Here is a 26,645-nt window from a genome sequence, read left to right as displayed (position 1 = left end):
ATTTTCATAGTACATCCAGCCATTTTCCCCATTTACTTATTGAATACTTACGCAATTGGAACAGGAACGTTTAATTTATTTATTAAGCCGCTTCTCCGAACAGACAGCTACTGACGCGGAACGCCGGGAACTGACGGACCGGATGGCGGCTGCAGGCGAGAATGATTTGCCGGCGGATTACGTTAACCAGTTGCTCGATGAATATGCACAACAGGACGGGCGCTCCGAACCAGCCTGGGAAGTGCTCTATCAACGGATAATGTCGGCCAGGAGCGCCATGGTGCATACGGCTCCGGTGCGTGTTCCCTTGCTGAAACGCCAATGGCTCCGGTATGGAGCGGTCGCAGCCATGCTCGCAGGTGTGCTGGCCATGCTTTATTATAACCTCTGGTATCAGCCCCCGGCGGAAACGGAGATCGTCCGGCATGCTGACGGACAGGAAATTCTGCCCGGTGCCAACGGCGCCGTGCTGACTTTAGGGGATGGCACGCGCCTCGTACTGGATAGCCTCAGCGATGGAAGATTGGCCGCCGAGGAAGGGTCCATGGCAATTTTGAAAGAAGGCCGGTTGTTGTATGACCCGCTGGAAGAAGGAAGTGCTGAGGTGCGATTCAATAGTCTTACCACACCAAAAGGCCGCCAGTTCCAGCTCACGCTTCCTGACGGAACGGGTGTTTGGTTGAATGCGGGCAGCTCAATCCGGTATCCGACGGCGTTCAACGGGAAAGAAAGAAGAGTAGAAGTGAAAGGAGAAGTGTATATGGAAGTAGCGCAGGATGCGGACGCGCCCTTCTTGCTGAATATAGCGGACCGGGCAGAAGTCGCCGTGTTAGGGACCCGGTTCAACGTGAACGCTTATGACAACGAAGCGTTGGTGACGACGACCCTGTTGCAGGGGCGCGTAAGGGTGAACGGTGTTATCATTAAACCAGGCGAGCTCGCAGCGGTAGACAAGCCGGGAGAACGGCCACAGGTAATGAAAGCCGACCTGTCGAAGGCAATAGCCTGGAAAAACGGACTGTTCAATTTCGAGGGAGCGCGTTTGCAGGAAGTGATGAAACAACTGGAACGATGGTACGATATCGAGGTCGTGTACGCGGGAGCGGTGCCGGATATCACGTTCGGCGGTGAAATGACGCGGAACATCAGCCTGCAGGGGTTATTGGTGGCGCTGGAAACATCCGGTGTAAAGTATAAACTGGAAGGACGGAAATTGATAATATTACCTTGAGTATGTAGAATTTTAAATAGACATGAGGGGCCGGCAAAAAAAAACCGGAAGTGTTGGAACCACTCCCGGCAAGATGTTTTAGCTGGTCCAAAACGGAGCTGAATCCTAATTGTAACAACAAAAACAGTTTAAAGGTATGCAAAAAAATGCATGCGCTGCCGGGTTTTTCCCGGTTGCGGCTAACCGTGGGCCGGGGTCAAGGTCCGTTATCACCAAAATCTTCAGGGTTATGAAATTAACCGCGCTGCTGCTAACCGTGGTGCTGATCCACGTACATGCTTCCAGTTCCGCACAGTCCGTAACGCTTTCCGGGAAAGATGTATCACTTACCACGGTTTTCGCCGCCATCAAGCAGCAAACGGGGTATGTGGTCTTCTACAACCGGGATATGCTCAACGGTGCGCGGCCTGTTTCGTTCGATGTCAGGGATATGCCGCTGCATGAACTGCTGGATTTGCTTTTCAAAGAACAGCCGGTCGGGTATGTGATCCAGGATAAAACAATCATCCTTTCCCGGAAAATCCCGCAACCGGTTTATCCGGAAGCGCAAACGGGAACACCCGTGTCAGGGAAGATCGTAGCCGAAGATAACGTACCGATTCCCGGGGTGACCGTACGGATCGCAGGCACTAACCGGGGAACCACCACAGGGGGCGACGGTGTTTTCAGGATAGAAGTGAATTATGATGAAGAACTGCAAATGTCCGCCATCGGCTATGAGCCCCTTCGCCTGCGTGTAAAAAAAGGAAATATCGATGAACTGGTTTTGGTTTCTCCCGCGAAAAACTCACGTGCCGGCGATGCAATCATCGTGCCCAATGCGGTGAATGCCATTCTTCGCATGTCACGAACTTCTTCCCAGCTCGACGAGATTCAGATCAAACCATACGGGATCACGTCCCGGAGGCTGACAACGGGGAATATAATTTCCGTTAAGGGAAAAGATTTGGAGTTACAACCCGTCATGAATATACACCAGGCGCTGGAAGGGCGCGTGCCCGGCCTGGTGATCACGCCTTCAAGCGGTAATTCCGCCGCTCCGTTGAAAATGGAAATCCGCGGGCGGTCCGTGTTGAACGGAACGATGCTGGTGGAACCGCTGTATGTGATAGATGGTGTGCCCTTCAACACACTTGAAATCCATCCGCTTCGTAAACGGGAGATGTCCAACGGCTCGGTACAAGCCGGGATAACGAACACAAACGGAGAGAACCCGCTGTTGTTTCTCAATCCCAGGGATATCGAAAGCATAGACGTGCTGAAGGACGCGGATGCCACTGCTATCTACGGTTCGCGCGGCGCCAACGGCGTTATTCTCATCACGACCAGGAAAAACAAACAGGGAGAAACCAGCTTCAACCTGAGCATCAACCGCGGAACCACTTCCATCCCCCGCTACTTGCCGCTGATGAATACGAAGCAATACCTCGACGTGCGCCGGGAAGCACATATGCTGAGCGGCACTACGCCTACGATTTACAATGCCCCCGACCTGATGTTATGGGATACGACCTCCTATACGGATTGGCAACGGGAGCTGATCGGGACCGGTAACCAGACGAACGTGGATGCGCGCCTGAGCGGGGGATTGCTGAATACCTCGTACACGGTGGGTTTCAACTTCTATGATCAGAAGGAATTAATGAACAACGGAGGGAAGAATCAGCGATCTGCCTTTTATGTAAACCTCAATCATATCAGTTCCAACCAGAAACTGCGGATCAATGCGGTCAGCAGGTTGTCGATGACGGATGTGGAAGCGGTTTCCATCAACAATATCACCGCCCTGCCGCCAAATGCGCCCGATATTTACCTGCCCAACGGCGATTTTAATTTTGTTCCCTGGCGGGGTGAATGGATGAGCAATTTCCCGCATTCATCTTTGAAGCAGCCCAGTGAAAGTAAGTCGCACGTTGCGATGACGAGCCTGTCCGTGAATTACGAGATCATCCGCGGGCTCAGCTTCGCCACTACGGCCGGGTATTCCTTCAACCAGAATAAGAATATCATGATGGGGCCCGCCGCTTCGCAAGACCCTTTTTACGCTCCCGGCGCCATTGCCTACTATGGTAATTCCAACAGTTCCCAATGGACGCTGGAGCCGCAGCTGAGCTACCAGGCGCCGATTTCCAGGGGCATGCTGAACGTGCAGGCAGGCGGCAGCATGCAGGAAGTACGGGGGAACAGCCTGACGCAAATCGGGATGGGATATGCCAACGACGAATTACTGCGCAGCGTCACCAACGCTCAGATGTCTATGACTTATGACGGTCAGGGCCAGTATCGATATATGGGTTTGTTCGGCATACTCGGTTTCCGTTGGGATGAAAAATACATGATCAACCTGAATGCGCGCCGCGACGGGTCTTCCCGCTTCGGACCGGGCCGCCAGTTTGGTAACTTCGGCTCTTTAGGCCTGGCCTGGATCGCTTCTTCCGAACCCTGGCTCAAAAGTGCCCTCCCCGCATTCGTCAGCACCGTTAAGCTGAGGGCCAGCGCCGGGTTGACGGGCAGCGACGGAATCGGCGATTATGAATATTTATCGAGATGGGGCTCGTTCTTCGGATCCAGTTCCACCAACGGCACGAAATTATACCCCTATAACGGCGTCCCCGGTTTTCACTCGATCCGGGCCCCGGTGCAGGATTTCCAATGGGGAAGCACTTCAAAAACCGAAGCGGCCCTGCTCCTCGGGTTCCTGGAAGACAGGATCAGTGTGGAAGCTTCTTTTTACCGCGACCGCAGCGGCAAGCAGCTGACTTCCATCACCCTGCCTGAATACACAGGTTTCGGTTCCATCCTGGGCAACTGGGATGCCGTAATTCAGAATTCCGGGGTAGAAATTGCCGCGCAGGGAAGTGTGGTGAGAAACAACGACTGGAATGTAAACCTCTGGTTCAACTTCTCCCGTAACCGAAACATCCTGGCGGAATATCCCGGGCTGGAAAATTCGGCCTACGCATCGCAATACATGATCGGGAAGCCTTTGCAGATCGTGTACCTGCTGCGGTATACCGGCGTAAATCCCGCTACCGGCGACTATAGTTTCGAAGACCGCAATAAAGACGGCATGATCACCCGCACCGGTTCGGGAAAGATTCCGCAAGACGCACAAGACGACCGGTATATCGAAAAGGACCTTTCGCCAAGGTACTACGGCGGATTTGGTATGAATACCAGTTACCTCGGCTGGAGCCTGAATGTAAGTTTCGCCTACCGCAGCCAGATAGCCAGGAATCCTTTTACTACGCTTGAGTTGGGGCAGATGCGGAACGGCATGCTCCCCAAAGAAGTGGAACAGCATCACTGGAGGAAGCCGGGAGACCAGGCGCAGTACGCCCGCTATACAACTTTCTCCAATCCCAATAGCACACTCATGGCGATGTCGGATGGCGGATACACGAATGCATCCTACCTCAAGTTCACCAACGTAGCCCTGGCGTACAGCCTGCCGGGCAAGTTGTTGCGGAGATTGAGGCTGAAGGGGGCTTCCGTGTCGGTTCAAACCCAGAACCTATTCACATTTACTTCTTACATCGGTGTGGACCCGGTTATCCAGGATATCAACAATGCATCACCGATCCCGCGTACGATCAGTTCTAACCTGAGCTTAACTTTTTAAAACAGGATGTCTATGTTTGACTATAAAAAAATACTATATATCACCTGCCTGTTTTCATGTATCATGATAGCGGGATGTAAAAAATGGATACAGGTAGACCCGCCGGTGGATACAATCACGACCGGAGATGTGTTTACAACGGATAAACAGGCCGAATGGGCCTTGTCGGGTATTTACAGCAAACTGGTGAACGGCCAGGCGCCCGGCAATATGATCGTGGGCGCCATGGAAAATTTCGGGTCGGGGCAACCCGCCTTTCTCGGCGGGTTGTCGTCCGACGAATTGATACCTTCTCCTTCCGCCAATAATGGAGTGATTGCCTTCCTGGCCACCAACAGCCTCAATGAGCGCAACAGCGCTGTTTCGGACAAGCTCTGGCTGACCGCTTACAAATCCGTTTACGATATCAACGCCATCCTGGAAGGGCTCGCGGCTTCGGATGCGCCTTTGCTGACCGCTCCCGCCAGGAGTAAATTCCGGGGAGAAGCCCTGGCCCTGCGCGCTTTTGCTTACTTCTACCTCGTCAATTTTTATGGAGATGTGCCGCTCGTGTTGACGACAGACGTTTACCAGGCTGCCCGTATGCGGCGAACACCGGTGGCGGAGGTCAATGCGCAGATTATTCGTGACCTGCAGGAAAGCATTACGCTCCTGGATGCCGATTTTTCAGCCGGCGCGGGTGAGCGTGTGCGTGTGAATAAATGTTTTGCGCAGGCGCTGCTGGCCAGGGTGAGCCTTTATATGGAGGATTTCCCGGCGGCTGTTGCGCATGCATCGTCGCTGATAGGAAATACCGCCTTGTTTGGATTGGAGCAGGATCTCAACCGCGTTTTCCGCAAAGGCAGCCGCGAAACGATCCTGGAACTGATGCAGACGAACCAGGATCCGGAACTGAAGAATGCGACCGCTATCGGCATGTTGATGAATGCCGGCGCAGCAGGACAACTTCCGCAATATTACCTGACCGAAGGGACCGCCTCATTGTTTGACCCGGCGGACAAAAGGAAGCAGCACTGGATATCGGACTTAGGGAACCAGCTGTTCGGCATGCATAAATACAAGACGGGAAACCATAACGCGGTGTTCATGGCGCCACAGGAGGAATACCTGGTGGTCATGCGCCTGGCGGAACTCTATCTGATCCGCGCGGAGGCCATCGCCCGCATGCAGGGCGGCGTACTGCAGGATGCGATCCGAGATATCAATGTGCTTCGCAAGCGGGCGGACGCCCCCGAGCTGGATGAAAACCTGCCGCAAGCCGAGGTGCTGGCACTGATCAGGGAGGAGCGGCAGTTAGAGCTCTTCGGCGAATGGGGCCACCGCTGGCTCGACCTGAAGCGCACCGGCATGGCGGAAGCCGTTCTTTCCGAATTACGCTGGAAGCAGCCATGGCAGGGAGAACATCAGTTACTGTACCCGATCCCCGCCACAGAAATCGCAAAGAACAACAACCTGGTTCAAAATCCTAAACACAACGTGCAATGAGATCATTCACCCGATACGCCAAACCGGCGCTCGCCATATTCCTGGGCCTGCTCGCAGCCAGCTGGTCTTCCTGCCGGAAAGATACCCTTCACCGTAACCCGCCGGCAGTAGTCCAGGTGTACAATACAATGGGAGATGGAACCTCCTTCTACGTAAACCTTGCGCCGGGGCATTCCATCGTGTATGCTTTTGCAATGCGGTTAAATAACCAGCGCAACGGGCAACTGACTTTCCCGGATAACGAACGCTTCATGTCCGTATATGCAAACCCGGATACATTGTCTGCCGACCCGCCCGCCTGGCATTCCGAACTGGAATTGCAACCGGGAGGCATGTACTCCCTGTTTTTTACCGGGGAGAAGAATACGGTGAACGGATTGCTGGTGAAGGATATCCTGCCGGTTCCCGCATCCCGCGACAGCGTAACATATTTCCGTTTCGCCAATATGAGCAGCACTGCCAAAGTGGATGTTTACCTGAAAGGTGAATCAGCGCCAATGGTCCCTGGATTAGCCTTTCGAAGCCTGTCAGAATTCTTCCGGTTCACGGCCGATGCATCCGCTCCTGATTACGAATTCGAATTCCGGGATGCGGAAACGGGAGAAGTTTTGGTTGCGAGCGTACAAACTGGAGTGGGAGAATATCCTAATTTCAACAATACTTACCTGCAAAATCATGCAACTATCCTGCTGAGCGGCGGCACAACCGCAGTGCCGTTACGTGCAGGCACGTTCTTCTACAGATAATAAATACATATGGAATCAATATTGAAAGTGGAAAACCTTTCGCACCGGTATACCAGTACCTGGGCGATACGGGATATCAATTTCCAAATCGAACGGCACGGCGTAGTGGGTTTGCTGGGCTCCAACGGAGCGGGAAAGTCCACTACCATGAATATTATCGCCGGTGTGCTCAGTCAAACGGAAGGAACGGTACTGATCAACGGGATCGATAAACAGAAGGACCGTTTGCTGGCCAAGCGGCAACTGGGCTTTCTGCCGCAAACGCCACCGCTGCACATGGATTTTACGGTGCGGGAATACCTGACCTACGCAGCGGGGCTGCGCTATGTGGAAAAGAAACATATTCCGAAGTCCGTGGATATAGCAATGGATAAATGCGGCATCGCACATTTCAGCCACCGGTTGATCCGTAACCTTTCCGGGGGCTACCGGCAGCGGGTGGGAATAGCACAGTCCATCATTCACAATCCTGCGCTGGTGATCATGGACGAGCCCACCAACGGGCTGGATCCGAACCAGATCATAGAAGCGCGCAAACTGATACGGGAAATCGGGGAACAGCATACCGTGCTGCTGTCATCGCATGTGCTGAACGAGATCAGCATCCTTTGCCGGGACATCATCATGATCGAAGGCGGCCGGATCGTTTTCTCCGATTCCATGGACGCGTTCAATAATTACCTGAAACCGCAGTCCGTATTGATGCACATGGACCAAATGCCCGCCGAACATGCCTTGAAAGCGATTGAAGGCGTGCAACGGGTGCAGTACCTGTCCAACCGCCAATGCCGGGTGTACTTCACCGGGGGCGCCGAGATCACGGAAAGGCTGATCGCGGCCAGCGTGCGGGAAAACTGGAGGCTGCAGGAAATTCAGCTGGAGAAATCGCTGCTGGATGATGTGTTTAAACAATTGTCGACTCAAAACAAAAGAGTAAACTGACCATGGGAATTATTCTGAAAATAGCCAAAGCGGAACTGCGAACCTTATTTTATTCTCCGATCGCCTGGTTCCTGATCGTCGTTTTCTTTGTAGTCTGTGCGATACAATATGTGGACCCGGTAGTAGGGCACCTGCGTATGCAGGACGTTATGCTGGAATCCGATCCGAACTGGAAGGGATTCGATGGCGCAGGGCTTTCCATTGTGCTGTTCGGGAGAGTATATGGCGCCATATTGTCTAACCTGTATCTTTTCCTGCCCTTGTTAACGATGGGGGTGATGAACAGGGAAATACAATCGGGTTCGATTAAATTATTATACTCTTCTCCTGTGCGGACCTGGGAGGTCGTACTGGGGAAATACCTCGGCCTGATGGCCTTCAATCTCGTGCTGATCGCGTGTGTGGCCGTGTTCATGGTCACCGGGCTGTTTACGATCGTGGATGTGGATTATAACTGGTATATGGCGGTCTTGCTGAGCATGTTCCTGTTATCGGGGACGTATGCGGCTATCGGCCTGTTTATTTCCTGCTGCACAGGGTACCAGATCGTTGCGGGTATTCTGACTTTTGCGTTGCTGTTTGTATTGAATTCCCTGCATATGCTGTGGCAGCAGTACGATTTTGTGCGCGACCTTACCTGGTTTTTGTCGCTGGCCGAAAGGGCGGAGCGGATGATGGCCGGGTTGATCACAACCCGTGATCTCGCCTACTTCCTTTTGATCATCGGCATGTTCGTAGGTTTTTCCTGCATCCGGCTCAAAAGCACGCAGGAATCGAAACCATGGAGCGTATCTTTTATGCGTTATACCGGGTTGTTTTTGCTGGTGCTGGCGCTGGGATATTTCAGCTCACGCCCGCATTATGTAGGATATCTGGATGTGACCAGGAAAAAGATCCACACTATCAACGAGAATACGCAGCAAGTGGTCAAAGAGCTGGACGGCTCGCCCCTGGATGTTACTTTATATGTGAATCTGCTCGGGACCGGCGTTCGTGCCGGCGTACCGGAAATGAGGAACCTGTATGTATGGAACTACTGGGAACAGTACAGGCGGTTTTATCCCAACCTTCATCTGAAGTATGAATATTACTATGATCTCGCCGAAGGCGATACCCTGCTGTTGCGGCAATTGAACGCATCCGATGTGCACGAAGCGGCCCGAAAGGCGGCGGACCTGCTCAACGAAAGGCTTTCCATCTACCAGAAGCCGGAAGAAATGCGTAAGAAGATCGATCTGTCGCCGGTGAATTATAACATGACGATGCTGGTGGAGTATAAAGGGAGGAAGGAATTTCTCCGGACTTATGGTGACATGGAAGTTTGGCCGAACCAGAACCATGTTTCCGGGCTGATCCGTCGCTTAACCCGCGACAGCCTGCCTATGATCTCCTTCACGACCGGCCACTACGAGCGTTCCCCCTATAAGCTGGGTGAAAGGGAGCATGGCGGGCATATGTTGAATTACGCCGCCCGCGGTGCGCTCGTTAATAAAGGCGTGAATATTGATACCCTGAACCTGAAATACCAGGATATCCCCGATTCAACCGATATTCTGGTAGTGGCAGATCCCCGTTCGGCCCTGGCCGCGGAAGAGGAACGCAAGATTATCGGATATCTCGAAAGCGGCCGCAATGCCATCCTGTATGCGGAGCCCGGCAAGCAGCAGATGATGAACCCCATCCTTAAAACGCTGGGCGTGCAGGTGGAAGACGGGCTCATCGTGAAACTGCACAAACACGAACAGGCGCATCATCATCTCATCACTTTGCCGCGCGCGGCGCATTACATGGCGGATGAGCCGATGCTCTACTATTACCGCTTCGACACCACCCAGCCAACGGGCTTTCTAACTGCCGGTGTCGCCAACCTTCATGTAGTAGAGGATAAGGGATTTGAGATAGAAGGCATCATGCCGGTGAAACCGGATGAAAAAACCTGGATAGAGAAAGGCGTGTTTGTAGCCGATTCCGCCGCGCCGGTGTTCGATCCGAAGGGGGGTGATGTGAGGCGCGACCAATACCAGGCAGGCATTACCATGAAACGGAAAGTAGGCAACCGCGAACAGCGCATTATCGTGTGCGGGGATGCGGATTTCATGTCCGCGCTGCGCACCGATGGCAGTGGTTTCGCCAATGCCGGCTACAGCTGGATGATGTATAACGAATACCCGGTTTATCACAACGTTCCTCCCGCAACGGATAAGTATATGAAGCTGAACCTGGCGCAGGGGAAGGTGATCCGGATAACGTACGTGTACGTGATCCCGGGCGCGATCCTGCTGCTGGGTGTCCTTTTGCTGGTTCGCAGAAAAAGAAAATAACGGAAAATGAGTATGTATTTACAGACCGATGAGCAAACGATAGCCGACCTGCGCCTGTTTCCCGGCAGGGATCAGTCCGGCATCCTGCAGATTTATAACGAAACAAGTACCCATGGGGGAGAAGCTTTAATGATGGATATGTTTCATCATCCGCTCTGCGATCCTGATGAGATTACGCGGCGGTCGGGTATTATCGCCGCATTTGCAGGAATGGGAACCCGTTTCCCGTTTGCAGGAGCCGTATTGGATGGGGTGGAAAAATACCTCCGGTTGGGGATGGAAGACGATGGTTCGTCTGCCAACCCGGGCGAGCGGGAAATTGCATCTGGCGTGGCTGCGGTGATAACGTGGCTGCAGCAGATGCGGGAATTCGTGGAAACCGGTGATGTTGCCGGTGTAAAAGGCCTGGAGCAGGAACGGATGGAATTGCGGCAGTTATTTGCCGATCCAGCACTGGCGCCGGTATTCCAGGATGTCTCCCGGCAAAAACTATCCTTCGCGGCCACAACGGCTTTTGATGTGCTGCTGCGCCAACGGGAGAAAAGTAAGATACTGCGGGTGCTGAATATTACGTATCTGCTGGATGTCTTTATTGCTGTTGCCGGGGTGGCCAACACGCGCAGGTTTATTTTTGCGAAGCCCCTGCCCAGGGCGTCCGGCGCTTTGCGGGTGGAAGGCGTATATCATCCCGAACTGAAAAATGCGGTGGCGAACGATCTTTCGCTGGACAATTCCCGCAACATCATTTTCCTGACCGGGGCCAATATGGCAGGGAAGAGCACATTCCTCAGGGCGTTCAGTACCGCGGTGTATATCGCGCACATGGGCTTTCCCGTAGCGGCTTCGTATATGGAGTTCCCGGTGATGGATGGCATTTTTACGACTATCAACCTGCCGGATAACCTCGGGATCGGCGCGAGCCATTTCTACGCGGAAGTGCTCCGGGTGAAGAAAGTAGCCGCGGCCCTTCACAGCGGGAAATCCCTGTTCATCCTGTTCGATGAATTGTTCCGCGGAACGAATGTTAAAGACGCTCACGAAGGTACGGTCGCCGTCATACAGGCATTCGCCGAAAGGAAGGATAGCCTTTTTATCATCTCGTCCCATATCGTGGAGGCAGGCGAGGAGTTGTCAGCAACACCGGGAGTAGCGTTCTGTTATCTGCCGACCCGGATGAAAGGGCATCAGCCCGAATATACCTACCGGCTCGAACAGGGCATCACAGACGACAGGCATGGTATGATCATTATCCGTAATGAAGGAATACTCGATATTTTGAAAAACGGGAAAAAGCGTTAGTATGAGTTTTATCATAGATAAACAATCGTTGGACGAGTTGAATATCCTCGGGAAATTCCGGCAGGGATCGGTTTACCAGTTATTCGACAGGGTAAGGACGCGGGGCGGGGAAAAGCTCTTGGAAAAGATGTACCGCAATCCGTCAACAGACCCGTCTGTCATCAATGCGCGCACGGAAATCTTCGGGTATTTCAGGGATGCGTCGCTGGCGTTTCCGTTTGATCCCGGGCAGGTATTATTGATGCAGGAATACACGGACGCAGCCGGGCGTCAGGGCAGGCTTGGCGCACTCGCTTCGGTGGTCGTTCAGAAAACACTGTCCGTACTGGCGCATGATGACCGCTTCAAAGTGCGGATCCAGGGATTGCAGGCCACCCTCATCGTACTTAAACGCTGTTACGCCCTCGTGGAGAACTTGCTGCAGCAGCCGGGGCCTTTCCGCGAGCGGGTACAGTCGGTACACCGGTTGCTCACGAATAAGGAAATGGCGGAATTGCTGGAGGTGGATATTTACACGAATATCTCCATCAGCAATATTGCCCGTTTCGATTGCATGATCCGGAATACGCAGCGTGAAGCATGCATCGCCATATTGGACTTCATATTTGAATGCGATGTGAATATTGCAGTGGGGGCCGTAGCCGCGCAGCCTGGTTTCAATTTTGCCCAGGCCCTGCCCGCCGGCCGTAATATGCTCGAAGCGGACAATCTGCGGCATCCCTGTGTGGACAAAGCCGTCGGCAATAACATCAGCCTGCGGCAGGATCACAATGTGGTGTTCCTCACGGGCGCGAATATGGCCGGCAAAAGCACCTGGATGAAATCGGTTGGCATCGCGGTGTACCTGGCGCATACGGGATTTCCCATAGCGGCGGACGCAATGGTGTTTTCCGTTCGGGAGGGGATTTTCTCCAGTATAAACGTCGCAGATAATATCAGCCTGGGATACAGCCACTTCTATGCTGAAGTGGTGCGCGTGAGGGAGGCCGCGGAAGCTGCTGCAACCGGCCGGCACCTGCTGCTGATGTTCGATGAATTATTCAAGGGAACGAATGTTAAGGACGCTTATGACGGAACATTGGCCGTCACCGAAGGTTTCGCAGAATACCAGCATTGCCTGTTCATCGTTTCCACCCACATCATAGAAGTAGGTTCGGCGCTGAAAAAATATCCGAATATACAGTTTGCTTTCATGCCCACCGTTATGGAGGGCGCCCATCCGCGGTACACATACCGGTTGAAGGAAGGCATTACGGAAGACCGCCAGGGTATGATGATCATCCGAAATGAAGGTATCCTGGAATTGATCAGATCTTAAAATTTAATAAACACAATATGAGAACGATTTTTGGCATCCTGGCCGCGGGGTTATTACTCGGCGGAAAGGTGACTATTGCGCAGGAGCGCCTGTATACTTCCTTTACCCAGGAAGACCTGATAAAAGATTGGAAGCTGGCGATGGATATTCTGGGCGTCCAGCATCCCAATCCATATAAATTCACCGATTCGCTGGAATACAAGCGGCAAACGGCATCCCTGCTCGGAAAAATGGCATCGGCGCCGGATATCCCGGCCTGCAGCAGGTATGCGCCCATCCGCCTGCTCCGGGACGTGCACACCAGCATGGGCTATGCAGCCGACGACGGACGGATGTTATACAGCCAGATGCGCCTGTTCCCTTTGCCCGTATTAATTGAACGGGGCAAAATGCTGGTGAACATCCGCGGGGAAGCCATTCCCTTCGGCGCGGAAATCCTCCGTATCAACCAGGAACCCGTGGATACGCTGTTGGATATCATTGCCGGCGCTACTTACAGCGATGGATTTATAGAAACAGGCGTAGACCGCGTCTATTCAGATTTTCAGACCCGGTACAGCCTGCATTATGCCACCCGCACAAGCTACGATATCGAATACAGGGCGCCGGGAGAAAAACAAATCCGCCGGGCGCAATTGCCCGCCGCCGATCCGCAACGGGCTTTCAAATCCCAAAACCTTGCCGTTGTGCCTGTTAACCTGCTGGAACGATCCCAGGTGATCTATCCGTCTTATGACGAAAAACAAAATACCGGGATCCTCACCGTTAATTCATTCGCGGTACAGGAAGCATACGCGTATAAGGAATTCAGCGAATTCTTCAAAGAAGTGAATAAGCGGGGATATAAGCATGTCGTGATCGATGTGCGGACCAACGGAGGGGGGAATCCAGCCATTTCCGCATTGCTGTTCTCATTCCTCGCCCGGCAACCCTTCCGCAACGAGTATAATTACCGTACCCGTACCATTGGCATAACTAACCGGGAATACCTGGTGAATGAGAACGGAGGGCCCATGAGCGAAGAAGAGATCCGAAACCTGCTCAACTTCATGTACCAGCGATTTGATCTGGACACTGCCAGCGGGTACTACCTGGGCAACGCCCGTCTCCGCGAAGGCCTGCTGGAAAATTTTCCGCCGGATAAAGACAGCTTTAAAGGAAATGTGTATGTGCTGACCGGTGGAGGAACTGTTTCCGCCGCCACTTATTTCGCTTCGCTGGTGCAGAAGAACAAGCGTGGGCTCATCGTAGGAAAAGAAACCGGCAGCGGAGAGCAATCCACTACCGCGGCCTGGTTCCTGCGCTATAAGTTGCCGAATACAAAATCCATCCTGACCGTTCCCATGTCCGAAATATTTTTCTTTAATGCGACGAATGATAATGGACGAGGTGTGATCCCCGACCGGGAAGTTCCGTTGGAGAAATACCTGGATTACGTACGGTCCGCCAAAGATCCGGAGCTGAATTATGTATTCGGGTTGACTGGCAAATAATAAATCCAATCTGAGAAGTAAAAGTCAAGTCCCAGCCCTATGGCCCGGTTGCTGCGAAGCGCCGGGCTTCTTTTCGCAGGCAGGTGTTGGCAACCTGATACCGGAGATCCCGTTTGATTCTCACCGCCAGGTTGCGTATCTTGAACGGGATGGGAAAAGCATTGGACGGCATACCGGTAAAATCGAAAATTTCGGCAGACAGCCGCTTCAAGATCAGCGCGATGAAAGCAGTCATCAAGCCCACGCGGCCGCATCGCCACGCGGATTACCATGAGCTGATATTCCTGGATGAAGGAGCCGGCTTCCATGAAATCGATGATAGCCGCTATGACGTTAATCCACCGGTGGCGTTTTATCTGAGGCCCGGCCAAACCCATTGCTGGAACTTCTCCGCGCTGCCCAAAGGTTACGTCTTGCTGTTCAGGGAAGAATTGCTGTTGAAGGAAGACATAGATTTCCTGTACGGGCTCGCTGCCTGTACATCTGTCCCTGAAGAGGCCCGCCTTTTTCCCCTCCTCGCGGAGCTGTACGGGGAGTTTCAGGCCGGCGGGATGGCAGATACGGTCGCCGGCGCTTTCCTCCACCTGCTCGTCATCAAGCTGAAAACGGTGGCAGGAACGAAGGTGGGCGGGGCAGGGCTGGCGGATGGGCTCTTCCAGCAATACAAGCGCCTGGTCAACGAGCATTTCCAGGAAAGCAGGCAGCTGAAGTTCTATGCCAGCCGGCTGAATACGACCGTCGGGACCCTGCATGCCGCCTGTAAAAAATCGACCGGTAAAACGGCCGCCTCCATCATTAATGAGCGGGTGCTCCTGGAAGCTAAAATGCTGCTTTCCGCCACGGCTTTGCCGGTAAAGCAGATAGCCGCCGACCTGCAGTTCTCCGATTCTCCCCATTTCGCGCATTTCTTTAAGCAACACACGAGCCTCACTCCCCGTAAATACCGCGACATGGCCCTTTCGAAGCAATGATTCTACAATAATTGCCCACGATCCTACAATTCCACCTTTCAATGGCCGCTTATCTTTGCGACGATTTTTATTTAATCGTCCCAGATGAACTGCAGATTACCGATACTCTTTATTTTCCTGATCATCGCCCAGGCTGCCGTGGCGCAAAAGGCTGTTATTACCGGAACCGTGAACGGCGAAAAGGGCGGTCAGCCCCTGGAATATGCCAGCGTGGCGCTCTTCCGGCAAACGGATTCTTCCATCGTTGCCGGTACGCTTACGAACGCCCGGGGCGGCTATGTGCTGGAGAAATTGTCGCCCGGCGATTATTACCTCAGGATTTTGTACATGGGCTATCAGACGCGTTTCATTGGGAGTATCTCCCTTGCCGCCGGCACAAAGCTGCAGCTGGGCAGCACAGCGCTCAGTCCCGGAAGCGCCATGCTGAACGCAGTAAACGTCACTGGAACACAGGCAGAGGTGCTGAATAAAATCGACCGGCAGTCTTACCGCGCCGGGCAGTTTGAATCCGCCAGGGGCGGCAATGCCATGGATGTCCTGAAGAACCTGCCCTCCGTTTCTATGGATGGCGATGGCGGCATCAGCGTACGTGGTTCGTCCGGGTTCCTGGTCATGATCAACGGGAAACCGGTGATCACCGACGCGCGGACGGTGCTCAGCCAGCTCCCTGCCAATGCCATCGAAAACATCGAAATGATCACCGCGCCCTCGGCCAAATACGACCCCGACGGCAAAGGCGGCATCATCAATATCGTTACAAAGAAAGGCGCGGCCGACGGGCTGACCCTCTCCGCCAATGTTATGGCCGGGCTCCCCAGCACGGGCGACCATGGTAACAAAGAAAAACCGAAGCGCTTCGGCGGCGATCTGACCGTCAATTGGAAAAAGAAGAAATGGGACGTTTCCATCGGCGGCAACTATACCCGGAACGACAATGCCGGTTACCGGGAAGGCGAGGTGTACACGAAGAACTTTTCAACCGGGGTGCAGACTTTCTTCCCGTCTCACGGCGAGCGGAGTTTCGATAAATACAATTATGCCGGCCGTGCGTCCGCTACTTTCACCGCTGATTCCAGTAACGTTTTTTCCGCCGGGCTTTTTATCGGGAAGCGGTTCCAGGCCCGCAGGGCAGACATCCTGTATGAAAATTCGGCGGCTGATATGGCCACTGGCGGCTTGATCCGCAATACCACTTATTACAACGAAAACCTGCAGACGAAGCAGGGGAATTTTTACCTGGGGAACCTGGACTATACCCATACTTTCCGGAATAAATCCACCCTCACTGCGTCCGCTTTAATGGAAAGCGCGCGCCTTTTCGGCAATACCCGGAACAAGAACCTCGCCTGGCCCAATACCGCCCAGGTGTTGCAGGAGGTGTATAATCCATATGAGAACCCGATCGACGGTTACCGGCTCCGCCTGGATTACGCCGTGCCGATCGGGAAAGGGAAGCTGGAAAGCGGTTACCAGTTCCGCCACGACACGCAGGACGGAAGGTTCGATTACTTCGTAACACCCGAGGCTTCGCAGGCGGATGCGGACCGGTTCCGCGGTTCCGCCAGCGCCCGCAACCAGGTGCATTCCGTGTATTCCCAATATTCCGGCAAGTACCAAAAGCTGGAGTACGTGGCGGGCCTGCGGTATGAGCATGCGGACAGAACGGTCCGGCTTTCTTATGACCCGCTGCCGCATCAGCTGAACCTGTCGAATTTGTTCCCTTCGGCTAACCTCCTGTATGGCATCAGCCAGTCGTGGAAAGCGAAGGCGGGCTACAGCAAACGGATCCAGCGCACGAACAACTACGAACTGAATCCCATACCGGAGCGGGAGCATTCCGAAACCCTGGAGCAGGGCGACCCGGACCTGCTGCCGTCGTTCATCGACCTGGCCGAGCTGGGAGTGGTGCATACTATGAAGAAAGGTTCCGTTTTCGCGACGGTGTACTATCAATATATCAAGAACCCTATCCAGCGCGTGAACAGTGTATATGCCGATACGATCCTGAACCGTGTGTTCACGAATGCGGAAGCGGCGTCGTCTGTGGGGCTGGAAGCGGGGTTAAGTCTGGAACCGGCGAAATGGTGGAGTTTGTATGCAGGGGGGAATATCTATAAATACAACATCAAGGGTGATCTGAGCATTTTGGGGGAGAAGATGTCGGTGGATAATGCGCGCTGGGTGTATTCGATCAATGCCAATACGAATTTCAAGCTGGGCGCCAATTGGAGTGTGCAGGGGAACGTTAGTTACCTGTCCGCCCGCCCTACGGCGCAGGGTGAGGATTCTCGGTTCCTGGTGCCGAATGTGTCGCTGAAGAAGACGTTTTTGGACGGCAGGTTTTCCGCTTTACTGCAATGGCAGAACATCGACCTGGGCATGCAGCAATCGCAGCGCCAGCGGATCACAACCAGCGGCCGCGACTTTTTCACGACCACCAATTACATTTATGAAACAGATGTGTTCCTCATCAGCCTGAGTTATAACCTGAACCGCCTTACGGGCAAATCGAAGCTGCCGGGCAGTGAGTTTGGGGATAAGGAGTTTTAGTGATAATTACCGTTTGATCTTGCATATTTCCTTCAAATCGGCTCACCGCGCTTTTCTCAGCATGGGCCTTACAACAGGTGAGTTGCCTGATTGGATTTCGCCTATTACCTCGAATCCATGACGCTCATAAAGTGAGATGTTTCTGGGGTTTGAGGATTCGAGATAAGCAATTGATCCATCACGGTCAACGGCTTTAAGTCCTTCCGTCATGAGGGCAGCGCCAGTTCCCGCGCCCTGATGTACGGGGTCAACGCCTATCATCGGCAGATACCAGTGAGGAGTTGTTGGATGGAATTTTTCCATTTGCCCGAATATGGCTTGCATATCTTCTTTTATATCGTCAGGGGTATGCTCGTCGAACAGTCTTTTTAGCGTTTCTTCATCAGAAGTGATGCCGGGCGGCAGCCATAAGGCTGCGCCTGTGTAGTCGCTGGAGATGTAAGCCGTACCTTTTGCAAATGCACTTCCGCCAAAGGCTTTTGTTATGGAGGGGAATGCTGCAAGATAGGTTACCGGGTCCGGGAGGGACCATCGCGCCATGGGATCTGCGCTGAAGGCCAGGATCAATAATGCAATTGCGCCGGCCTGATCCGCAGCTAAGGCAGTTTTTACATGCATGGTGGTATCATTTTAGTGGAACTGTTACATGTATTCCGTACAAAATGTGTACCTGTCTATGGTTTGCCGGGTGGAAAGGGTTCTACGGTATTCTGAAAGTCGGGGGTGGGTAAAAGAAGAAAGGATCCCATTAATGAGATCCTTTCTTACCTGGTACCGCGTACGGGAATCGAACCCGTCATTCCTCCGTGAAAGGGAGGCGTCTTAACCGCTTGACCAACGCGGCAGTTCCCTGTTTGGGATTGCAAAGGTAGTATCCATTTTGATAATTCCAAAAAAAATTTGGGTTAAGTAAATATCTATTGATTAATCCCCGCTAACCTTGTAATTTCGCTACTCAATTTTTCATCTACAAACTACAGTGTAAAATGGGAACTTCTCTTAAAATTGGTATTAATGGTTTCGGTCGCATCGGCCGCCTGGTATTCCGCCAGATTTACAACATGCCCGGCATCGACGTCGTAGCGATTAACGACCTTACCAGCCCCGCGGTTTTAGCGCATCTGCTGAAATATGACTCTGCACAAGGTAGATTTGGACAGGACGTGAAGCACACCGACAACGCGATCGTTGTAAACGGCGAGGAAGTGAAGATATATGCCCAGAAAGATCCCTCCCAGATTCCCTGGAAATCCCACGAAATCGATGTGGTGATCGAGTGCACCGGCTTCTTCACCGACAAAGCCAAAGCCGAAGCGCACATCACCGCCGGCGCTAAACGCGTAGTGATCTCCGCACCCGCCACCGGCGACCTCAAAACCGTTGTATACAACGTAAACCACGATATCCTGGATGGTTCCGAAACAGTGATCTCCTGCGCTTCCTGCACCACCAACTGTCTCGCCCCCATGGCCAAAGTAATGAATGACAACTACGGCATCGTTACCGGCCTGATGACCACCATCCACGCTTACACCAACGACCAGAACACCCTGGACGCCCCGCACCCGAAAGGCGACCTCCGCCGCGCCCGCGCCGCAGCCGCCAATATCGTGCCCAACAGCACCGGCGCCGCTAAAGCCATCGGCCTGGTTCTGCCCGAGCTGAAAGGTAAGCTGGACGGTAACGCACAACGCGTTCCCACCATCACCGGCTCCCTCACCGAGCTCACCACCATCCTCACCAAAAAGGTGACCGCAGAAGAAATCAACGCTGCCATGAAAGCCGCTGCCAACGAATCTTTCGGCTACACCGAAGACGAAATCGTTAGCTCCGATATCATCGGCATCAATTTCGGCTCCCTGTTCGACGCCACCCAAACCAAAGTGATGACGCAGGGTGACGTTCAGATCGTGAAAACCGTTTCCTGGTACGATAACGAAATGTCCTACGTTTCCCAGCTCGTACGCACCGTGAAACACTTCGCTGGCCTGATCTCCAAATAATCAGCCGCGTACAAAATATAGCCAACCCTCCGCATCCAGCTGCTTCAACAGCCTGCGGAGGGTTTTTTGTCTTTACTTTCCTAAATCTCACCCAACATGAGCCAATTCTCCCAGCATAATTTCAAAGGCCAGAAAGCCGTGGTACGCGTCGATTTTAACGTGCCCCTCAACGATCAGCGCGAAATCACCGACGATACCCGCATGCAAGCCGCCGCACCTACCATCAAAAAAATCCTGGCCGATGGCGGAGCCGTTATCCTCATGAGCCACCTCGGCCGCCCGAAAGACGGCCCCTCCGAAAAATATTCCCTCCGCCACCTGGTAAACCGCCTCATCAAACTGCTCGGCGGCGCTACCGTGAAGTTCGCGGAAGACTGCATCGGCGAAGCCGCCGAAACCGCAGCCTCCAACCTCCAGATGGGCGAAGTCCTCCTCCTGGAAAACCTCCGCTTCCATAAAGAAGAGGAAAAAGGCGACAAAGCCTTCGCCGAAAAACTCGCCAAACTGGGCGATATCTACGTAAACGACGCCTTCGGCACCGCCCACCGCGCACACGCCTCCACCGCCGTGATCGCCGAATTCTTCCCGAAAGACAAGAAAATGTTCGGCCTCCTCATGGAAGCAGAAACCGCCAGCGCCGAAAAAGTGCTCCACAGCGCGGAAAAACCCTTCACCGCCATCCTCGGCGGCGCCAAGGTGTCCGACAAAATCCTCATCATCGAAAACCTCATGACCAAAGCCAATAACATCATCATCGGCGGCGGCATGGCATACACCTTCCTCAAGGCGCAAGGCAAGGAAATCGGCAACTCCCTCGTGGAAAACGATAAACTCGACCTCGCCAACGAACTGCTCGCCAAGGCAAAATCCCTCGGCGTACAACTCCTCATCCCCGAAGATTCCATCGCGGCCGACAAGTTCGCGGCAGACGCCAACACCCAGGAAGTCTCCAACGACAACATCCCCGCCGGCTGGATGGGCCTCGATATCGGGAAAAAATCCATCGCCGCGTTCAGCGAAGTGATCGCCAATAGCAAAACCATCCTCTGGAACGGCCCCATGGGCGTATTCGAAATGCCCGCCTTCCAGGGAGGCACCAAAGCCATCGCCGACGCCATCGTGAAAGCCACCGAAAACGGCGCCTTCTCCCTCGTAGGCGGCGGCGACTCCGTAGCCGCCGTAAACCAGTTCGGCCTGGCCGACAAAGTAAGCTACGTGTCCACCGGCGGCGGCGCCATGCTCGAGTTCTTCGAAGGCAAAGAGCTCCCCGGCATAGCGGCGGTAAGACAGTAATAAGGTTCAAACACCATAAAAAAGCCCGGCATGGTTCTCACCAGCCGGGCTTTCTCTTTTATTAGCTAGGCGTTATTTGCCGCTCAGTTCCGCAAAGTACTTGTGGAAATAAGGTATGGTTTCGATGCCTTTGTAATAGTTGTCGATACCGTACTTCTCATTGGGTGAGTGCAGGTTATCGCTGTCGAGCCCGAAGCCCATGAGCACCGTTTTCAGCCCGAGGATCTTCTCGAACAGGGCAACGATGGGAATGGAACCGCCGCCCCGTACCGGGATGGGCTGCTTGCCAAAGGTGGCATTGATGGCTTCGCTGGCCGCTTTGAAAGCTACGGAATCCGTAGGGGTCACGTACGCCGCGCCGCCATGGTGGGGCGTTACCTTCACTTTTACGGACGCAGGAGCGATCGACTCGAAGTGTTTTGCAAACAGCTCGGAAATCTTCTCCCAGTCCTGGTTAGGCACCAGGCGCATGGAGATTTTGGCGAAAGCCTTGGAAGGCAGCACCGTTTTGGCGCCTTCGCCGGTATAACCGCCCCAGATGCCGTTCACTTCGCAGGTCGGGCGGGTGCCGGTGCGCTCGAAAGTGGAATAGCCTTTCTCGCCCCAGAGCTCATCCACGCCCAGGTCCTGTTTGTATTCCGCCTCGTCATACGGCGCGCTGTTGAGCGCGGCACGCTCGGCTTCGGAAAGCACTACCACGTCGTCATAAAAGCCGGGAATGGTAATGTGGTTGTTTTCGTCGTGCAGGGAAGCGATCATTTTCGCCAGGATGGTGGCGGGGTTGCCCACGGCGCCGCCGTAAACGCCGGAGTGCAGGTCGCGGTTGGGACCGGTCACTTCCACTTCCATGTACGCAAGGCCGCGCAGGCCGGTGTCGAGCGAAGGCGTGTCGAGGCTGATCATGGCCGTATCGGAAATCAGCACCACGTCGGCCGCCAGCTTGTCTTTATTCTCGGAAAGGAATTTGCCCAGGTTGCCGGACCCCACTTCTTCCTCGCCCTCGATCATGAATTTCACGTTGCATGGCAGGGTATTGGTGTTGAACATGGTCTCGAAAGCCTTCACGTGCATGTAAAACTGGCCTTTATCGTCGGCCGAGCCGCGCGCGAAGATCTTGTTGTCTTTGATCACAGGCTCGAACGGCGGGCTGTCCCACAGGTTGAGGGGATCGGGCGGCTGCACGTCGTAGTGGCCGTAAACGAGTACGGTAGGGAGTTTGGCGTCGATGATCTTTTCGCCGTAAACAATAGGATGACCGGCAGTCGGGCATACCTCCACATTGTCAGCACCTGCTTCCACCAGCCGCTGTTTCACGGCTTCCGCGCAGCGTTTCGTGTCTTCATTATGGCGGGAGTCCGCGCTGACGGAGGGGATCCTCAACAGTTCCAGCAACTCGTTCAGGAAACGGTCTTTGTGCTGGGCCTGGTAATCTTTCCAAACTTGCATTTTTGAGCTATTAAACGTTCACAATGGACGCAATTTAAAGGAAAATGCCGCACGGCCCGTTTCCGTAAGGGGAAAAATGATAACCGGCCGCCGGAAGGTCCGCTGCCCGGGCCGCCGTTGTGTCACTCACTTGTACGGCTGTAGGGCTTTTCAGCATTTCCTCCCGGGAAAAGGGGCACAAAAAAAGGAAGGGCGTACCCTTCCTTCTCAAATTATGACGAACTGTTTGCGCTTAGGAAATCAGCTTCTGCCGCAGCAGGAACTCCAGCTGCTCGTTCACGCTGAGGAGCTTTTCGGTCAGTTCCCGGTTCTCCTTGCGGAGGGCGTACACTTCATACGCCTTTTCGATGTTGTGGCGAAGCTCCTCATCATTCCAGGGCTTGGAGAAATACTTGTACACCTGCCCCTTGTTGATCGCGTCGATCACCGCATTGATGTCGGCGTAGCCGGTCAGCAGGATGCGGATGGGCTCGGGGTACTTGTTCAGGATGGATTCGAAAAACTCGATCCCCGTCATTTTGGGCATCCTCTGGTCCGAAATGATAATGTGAAACTCGTGGTCTTCCAGCAATTTGTACGCTTCCTCGGCCGATTCTGCAGTCTGCACCGTATAAATTCTTCTGAAAGAGGCTTTAAAAGCATTCAGATTGTGAATCTCATCATCTATATAGAGGATGTGAATATGTTGTGCACTCATTGTATGTACGCAGATGACTTTTAGTAAGTTAATAAAAATTAGTGAGTTAGTGAAGACCCAACTGTTACGTCCGTGTCATAACTTATCACAGGATTGGCATTCTCATGGTTTTTCCAAGGTTGTTTTCACTTTCTGGTACCGGTGGAAATCCGGATCAAACATAGATATTTTTCACCATCCCATTTTCAACTTTCTGACGATTGCAAAGGATGGTTTGGTAACCGCTGGAACTTTGCTGGTAACCGTTTTACGCTAAAGCAGTTTTTGCGCTTTCCGTTATTTCTTGTAGGTTTGAGCATACCCGTTAATTTCATTAAAAAAAGAATCAATATGAAAACTGGAATCATTGTGATCATTCTCCTGGTGCTGCTCGGATTTTTCGGCTGCAGCAAGTACAACGGAATGGTGAAGAGCGACGAAAACGTGCAGAAAGCCTGGGGCAACGTGGAAACCCAGTACCAACGCCGGGCAGACCTGATCGATAACCTGGTAAGCACCGTGAAGGGGTCCGCCAATTTCGAGCAGGAAACCCTTACCAAAGTGATCGAAGCACGCTCCAAAGCCTCGTCCGTTCAGGTGAACGCAAACGATCTTTCCCCCGAAAACATCGCTAAATTCCAACAGGCGCAGAGCGAACTGGGCGGCGCGCTTAGCCGTTTGCTCGTGACCGTTGAACAATACCCTCAACTGCGGACCACCGAGCAGTTCCAAACCCTCATGGCCCAGCTCGAAGGCACGGAAAACCGCATCGCGGTAGCCCGCAACGACTTCAACACCGCCGTTAACGGGTTTAACAGCACCATCCGCACTTTCCCCAACAACCTCATCGCCGGCATCGGCGGGTTTAAGGAAAAAGGATACTTCAAGGCGGCGGAAGGCTCCGACAAAGCGCCCAAAGTGCAATTCTAGCAACATCGCCTCCGGAAAGGACGGCCCGGGGGCAGCAACCACTGCCCCCGGCCGTCTTTTACAGGATGCCTAACATACGTTTCCCATGAAACTGTTTCCCTTTAAGAAAAAGGAATTCTTCACCGAAGAAGAGAAAACCCGCCTCGTTCAGGCAATCCGGCTCGCCGAAAGGCTCACCTCCGGGGAAATACGCCTGTTCGTGGAAAGCCACTGCGAATACGTGGACCCGATGGACCGCGCCCGCGAAGCCTTCCTCTCCCTCGGTATGGAAAAAACCCGTCAACGCAATGGCGTGCTCCTGTACATCGCCCTGCGCGACCACCAGTTCGCCATCCTGGGCGACCAGGGCATCCACGAAAAAGTCGGCGACGACTTCTGGAAACACGAAGCCGATCTCCTGCGCCACCACTTTTCCGGCCAGCGCATCGTGGAAGGCATCGAAGTTTGCGTGAAAGAAATCGGGGAATCCCTCCTCAGGTATTTCCCCTTCGAATCCGGCGACGCCAACGAGCTGCCGGACGATATTGTTTTTGGAAAGTAGATACGGATAATGATGCACAAGCTTAAAAAAATAGTATGCCTTCGCTGGTTCCTGGCCTTCGGGCTGGTATGGCTCGGCCTGGGCGCCCTCGCCCAGGATATCCCGAAAAAGCCCGTACCCGCCCGGCTGGTAAATGACTACGCGGGTATCCTCGTGCAGTCCGAAGTGGACGAGCTGGAACGGAAACTCGTGGCGTACGACGATAGCACATCCACCCAGATCGCCATCGTCCTCATCAAAACCACCGGCGATTACGATATCTCAGAATACGGCCTTAAAATCCTCCGCGAATGGGGCATCGGCGGCCAGAAAAACAACGGCGTGCTCATCCTCGCCGCGATGGACGACCGCAAGATCCGCATCGAAACCGGTTACGGTATGGAAGGGTCCGTCCCGGATGCCGTGGCCTTCGGGATCATCAATAAAATTGTAAAGCCCGCATTCCAGCAGGGACATTATTACCAGGGGCTCGACGAGGCGGTCGATAAAATCTTCGCCGCGGCAGCCGGGGAATATAAAGGAGTGCCCCGCAGCAATTCCAGTGGCGAAGGCGGCGGAGGAGGGCTCTTCGGGCTAATCATACTCATTATTATACTCGTCGTGATCTTCGGCTCCCGTGGCGGAGGCGGTGGTGGCGGAGGCAGGGTGATCTCCCGGCGTGGCGACAGCGTCATCGGCGGCATCCTCGGCGGCATGATCGGCAGCAGTCTCGGCGGTGGCCGTGGCGGCGGCTGGGGCGGCGGAGGCGGTGGCTTCGGTGGCGGCGGTTTCGGCGGCTTCGGCGGAGGCTCCGGCGGTGGCGGCGGCGCCAGCGGCAGTTGGTAGCCACACAAACCTGTAAGTGAGTCCTGCAGCGGATTTTCAGTCATCGTGGTGTGTAATTAATCGTTACATTCGTTACCTGACTGAAAATCCGTTTTTATTTTATGTTACTCCAAATCCTGAACGGCGACGCAACGCGGGAAATATTCGAAAAGAGCGGTCTGCCCGGCCAACCGCTCACCTGGCGCGACATGCTCAGCGAGGGGATGACCCCTGCGGGCTGCGATATCGGCCGGTTTTTCGAGAAAAGGGCGGACCATCTCCAAAGCGCCTATGGTATTGACCGGAAAACCTACCTGGCCGATATCGCCCAAACCCGCAAAATCCTCCAGCAGGCATCGCGGTACGAAGAGATCGTGTTGTGGTTTGAGTTCGACCTGTTCTGCCAGGTCAACCTGGTGTTCCTCATTCAATATTTATTACGCCTCAATACGCCCATGCCCCGCGTCAGCGTGGTGCAGCCGGGCAGCCATCCCGATGTGGCGGACTTCCGGGGGATGGGCATGCTGCAACCATCCCAACTACCGCCCCTGTTCGAAAAGCGCGCCTACCTGGAAGCGGCCGACTGGCAGCTGGCCTCCGCCGCCTGGGAAGCCTACACCAACAATAACCCCCTCGCCCTGGAAGCCCTCACGGGCAGATCGGCCCCGAACCTCCCGTTCCTCGGCAGCGCGCTCCTGGCGCACCTCCAACGCCTGCCTTCGGCGGAAAGCGGCCTGAACAGCCTGGAACATTTCTTCCTGGAACAGCTGGCTGCGGGCCCCGCAGCTGAATACCAGCTTTATGAAAGGTTTTGGAAAGAAAAGAAGGTTTACGGGTTCGGGGATTTCCAACTGGCCGCTGTCCTCAGCCGCATGACCGGGGCCGGCGTCGTCGTCCGTACCGGGGAAACGCTGGAGATTACGGACACCGGCCGCCGTGCGCTGCGGGGAGAAGCGGATTACCTGTCGCTGGCG

20 protein-coding genes and 1 tRNA gene are annotated in these 26,645 nt (G+C 54.0%); 17 read left to right on the top strand and 4 right to left on the bottom strand.

What is annotated here, in order from left to right; genetic code table 11:
* Positions 1–55: 55 nt before the first annotated feature.
* The 11 genes from Q0510_RS20600 to Q0510_RS20550 all read left to right on the top strand — a co-directional run bounded on the left by Q0510_RS20600 (position 56) and on the right by Q0510_RS20550 (position 17,978).
* Positions 56–1,231 (top strand): FecR family protein, encoded by a 1,176-nt coding sequence (locus Q0510_RS20600; protein ID WP_298715852.1) that lies wholly within the window; start codon positions 56–58, stop codon positions 1,229–1,231.
* A gap of 229 nt (positions 1,232–1,460) precedes the next feature.
* Positions 1,461–4,853: a SusC/RagA family TonB-linked outer membrane protein gene (locus Q0510_RS20595; RefSeq protein WP_298715850.1), complete on the top strand. Its 3,393-nt coding sequence runs from the start codon at positions 1,461–1,463 to the stop codon at positions 4,851–4,853.
* Positions 4,854–4,865: 12 nt separating this feature from the next.
* Positions 4,866–6,338 carry a RagB/SusD family nutrient uptake outer membrane protein gene (locus Q0510_RS20590; protein ID WP_298715848.1) on the top strand — a complete coding sequence of 491 codons (1,473 nt, stop codon included), beginning with the start codon at positions 4,866–4,868 and terminating at the stop codon, positions 6,336–6,338.
* Positions 6,335–7,084, top strand: coding sequence for a hypothetical protein (locus Q0510_RS20585; protein WP_298715846.1), 750 nt, complete (start codon positions 6,335–6,337; stop codon positions 7,082–7,084). The genes Q0510_RS20590 and Q0510_RS20585 overlap by 4 nt, the downstream gene beginning before the upstream one ends.
* A 9-nt stretch (positions 7,085–7,093) precedes the next feature.
* Positions 7,094–8,026, top strand: a complete 933-nt coding sequence (locus Q0510_RS20580) for an ABC transporter ATP-binding protein (RefSeq protein ID WP_298715844.1) — start codon at positions 7,094–7,096, stop codon at positions 8,024–8,026.
* A gap of 2 nt (positions 8,027–8,028) precedes the next feature.
* Positions 8,029–10,347: a Gldg family protein gene (locus Q0510_RS20575; RefSeq protein ID WP_298715842.1), complete on the top strand. Its 2,319-nt coding sequence runs from the start codon at positions 8,029–8,031 to the stop codon at positions 10,345–10,347.
* Positions 10,348–10,353: 6 nt separating this feature from the next.
* Complete coding sequence (locus Q0510_RS20570; protein WP_298715841.1) at positions 10,354–11,646, top strand: DNA mismatch repair protein; 1,293 nt, start codon at positions 10,354–10,356, stop codon at positions 11,644–11,646.
* Position 11,647: 1 nt separating this feature from the next.
* Positions 11,648–12,964: a DNA mismatch repair protein gene (locus tag Q0510_RS20565; RefSeq protein ID WP_298715840.1), complete on the top strand. Its 1,317-nt coding sequence runs from the start codon at positions 11,648–11,650 to the stop codon at positions 12,962–12,964.
* Between the two features lie 17 nt (positions 12,965–12,981).
* Positions 12,982–14,457, top strand: coding sequence for a S41 family peptidase (locus tag Q0510_RS20560; RefSeq protein WP_298715838.1), 1,476 nt, complete (start codon positions 12,982–12,984; stop codon positions 14,455–14,457).
* 149 nt (positions 14,458–14,606) lie between these two features.
* Entirely contained in the window at positions 14,607–15,428 is an 822-nt protein-coding gene (locus tag Q0510_RS20555; RefSeq protein WP_298715836.1) for an AraC family transcriptional regulator, read from the top strand.
* Positions 15,429–15,512: 84 nt separating this feature from the next.
* The gene (locus Q0510_RS20550; RefSeq protein WP_298715833.1) at positions 15,513–17,978 is read left to right on the top strand and encodes a TonB-dependent receptor; all 2,466 of its coding nucleotides are present in this window, start codon (positions 15,513–15,515) and stop codon (positions 17,976–17,978) included.
* 42 nt (positions 17,979–18,020) lie between these two features.
* On the opposite strand, the gene Q0510_RS20545 is transcribed toward Q0510_RS20550, so the two are convergent.
* Positions 18,021–18,596 carry an N-acetyltransferase gene (locus tag Q0510_RS20545; protein ID WP_298715831.1) on the bottom strand — a complete coding sequence of 192 codons (576 nt, stop codon included), beginning with the start codon at positions 18,594–18,596 and terminating at the stop codon, positions 18,021–18,023.
* Positions 18,597–18,747: 151 nt separating this feature from the next.
* Positions 18,748–18,822: transfer RNA gene (locus Q0510_RS20540), tRNA-Glu, on the bottom strand.
* A gap of 142 nt (positions 18,823–18,964) precedes the next feature.
* Between Q0510_RS20540 and gap the strand changes: the two genes are divergently transcribed.
* Positions 18,965–19,981 (top strand): type I glyceraldehyde-3-phosphate dehydrogenase, encoded by a 1,017-nt coding sequence (gene gap, locus Q0510_RS20535; protein ID WP_298715829.1) that lies wholly within the window; start codon positions 18,965–18,967, stop codon positions 19,979–19,981.
* 96 nt (positions 19,982–20,077) lie between these two features.
* Positions 20,078–21,274, top strand: coding sequence for a phosphoglycerate kinase (locus Q0510_RS20530; protein ID WP_298715828.1), 1,197 nt, complete (start codon positions 20,078–20,080; stop codon positions 21,272–21,274).
* A gap of 72 nt (positions 21,275–21,346) precedes the next feature.
* Here the strand turns inward: Q0510_RS20530 and Q0510_RS20525 are convergent, their stop codons facing one another.
* Positions 21,347–22,720, bottom strand: a complete 1,374-nt coding sequence (locus tag Q0510_RS20525) for a dipeptidase (protein WP_298715826.1) — start codon at positions 22,718–22,720, stop codon at positions 21,347–21,349.
* A 232-nt stretch (positions 22,721–22,952) separates the two neighbouring features.
* Positions 22,953–23,417, bottom strand: coding sequence for a response regulator (locus tag Q0510_RS20520; RefSeq protein ID WP_298715824.1), 465 nt, complete (start codon positions 23,415–23,417; stop codon positions 22,953–22,955).
* A gap of 330 nt (positions 23,418–23,747) precedes the next feature.
* Here Q0510_RS20520 and Q0510_RS20515 point away from each other — a divergent pair, with 330 nt between their 5' ends.
* From Q0510_RS20515 to Q0510_RS20500, 4 genes are all read left to right on the top strand, one after another.
* Positions 23,748–24,326, top strand: coding sequence for a LemA family protein (locus tag Q0510_RS20515; RefSeq protein WP_298715823.1), 579 nt, complete (start codon positions 23,748–23,750; stop codon positions 24,324–24,326).
* An 85-nt stretch (positions 24,327–24,411) separates the two neighbouring features.
* On the top strand, positions 24,412–24,867 hold the full coding sequence (locus Q0510_RS20510) for a TPM domain-containing protein (RefSeq protein ID WP_298715822.1): 456 nt from the start codon (positions 24,412–24,414) through the stop codon (positions 24,865–24,867).
* A gap of 9 nt (positions 24,868–24,876) precedes the next feature.
* Complete coding sequence (locus Q0510_RS20505; RefSeq protein WP_298715820.1) at positions 24,877–25,692, top strand: YgcG family protein; 816 nt, start codon at positions 24,877–24,879, stop codon at positions 25,690–25,692.
* 101 nt (positions 25,693–25,793) lie between these two features.
* On the top strand, positions 25,794–26,645 hold an 852-nt coding region (locus Q0510_RS20500; RefSeq protein WP_298715818.1), incomplete at its 3' end, for a hypothetical protein.

Origin of the sequence: uncultured Chitinophaga sp., from assembly GCF_937874145.1 — a bacterium.
In the GTDB taxonomy this organism is placed as follows: domain Bacteria; phylum Bacteroidota; class Bacteroidia; order Chitinophagales; family Chitinophagaceae; genus Chitinophaga.
This window is presented reverse-complemented; position numbering and strand designations above follow the sequence as displayed.

Bases quoted from the DNA above. Each gene is read 5' to 3' on its own strand.
- Q0510_RS20525 (WP_298715826.1), bottom strand. From the start codon at position 22,720: ATGCAAGTTTGGAAAGATTACCAGGCCCAGCACAAAGACCGTTTCCTG.
- Q0510_RS20505 (WP_298715820.1), top strand. From the start codon at position 24,877: ATGATGCACAAGCTTAAAAAAATAGTATGCCTTCGCTGGTTCCTGGCC.
- gap (WP_298715829.1), top strand. From the start codon at position 18,965: ATGGGAACTTCTCTTAAAATTGGTATTAATGGTTTCGGTCGCATCGGC.
- Q0510_RS20595 (WP_298715850.1), top strand. From the start codon at position 1,461: ATGAAATTAACCGCGCTGCTGCTAACCGTGGTGCTGATCCACGTACAT.
- Q0510_RS20590 (WP_298715848.1), top strand. From the start codon at position 4,866: ATGTTTGACTATAAAAAAATACTATATATCACCTGCCTGTTTTCATGT.
- Q0510_RS20520 (WP_298715824.1), bottom strand. From the start codon at position 23,417: ATGAGTGCACAACATATTCACATCCTCTATATAGATGATGAGATTCAC.
- Q0510_RS20510 (WP_298715822.1), top strand. From the start codon at position 24,412: ATGAAACTGTTTCCCTTTAAGAAAAAGGAATTCTTCACCGAAGAAGAG.
- Q0510_RS20575 (WP_298715842.1), top strand. From the start codon at position 8,029: ATGGGAATTATTCTGAAAATAGCCAAAGCGGAACTGCGAACCTTATTT.
- Q0510_RS20585 (WP_298715846.1), top strand. From the start codon at position 6,335: ATGAGATCATTCACCCGATACGCCAAACCGGCGCTCGCCATATTCCTG.
- Q0510_RS20515 (WP_298715823.1), top strand. From the start codon at position 23,748: ATGAAAACTGGAATCATTGTGATCATTCTCCTGGTGCTGCTCGGATTT.
- Q0510_RS20570 (WP_298715841.1), top strand. From the start codon at position 10,354: ATGAGTATGTATTTACAGACCGATGAGCAAACGATAGCCGACCTGCGC.
- Q0510_RS20555 (WP_298715836.1), top strand. From the start codon at position 14,607: ATGGGAAAAGCATTGGACGGCATACCGGTAAAATCGAAAATTTCGGCA.
- Q0510_RS20580 (WP_298715844.1), top strand. From the start codon at position 7,094: ATGGAATCAATATTGAAAGTGGAAAACCTTTCGCACCGGTATACCAGT.
- Q0510_RS20565 (WP_298715840.1), top strand. From the start codon at position 11,648: ATGAGTTTTATCATAGATAAACAATCGTTGGACGAGTTGAATATCCTC.
- Q0510_RS20560 (WP_298715838.1), top strand. From the start codon at position 12,982: ATGAGAACGATTTTTGGCATCCTGGCCGCGGGGTTATTACTCGGCGGA.
- Q0510_RS20550 (WP_298715833.1), top strand. From the start codon at position 15,513: ATGAACTGCAGATTACCGATACTCTTTATTTTCCTGATCATCGCCCAG.
- Q0510_RS20545 (WP_298715831.1), bottom strand. From the start codon at position 18,596: ATGCATGTAAAAACTGCCTTAGCTGCGGATCAGGCCGGCGCAATTGCA.
- Q0510_RS20530 (WP_298715828.1), top strand. From the start codon at position 20,078: ATGAGCCAATTCTCCCAGCATAATTTCAAAGGCCAGAAAGCCGTGGTA.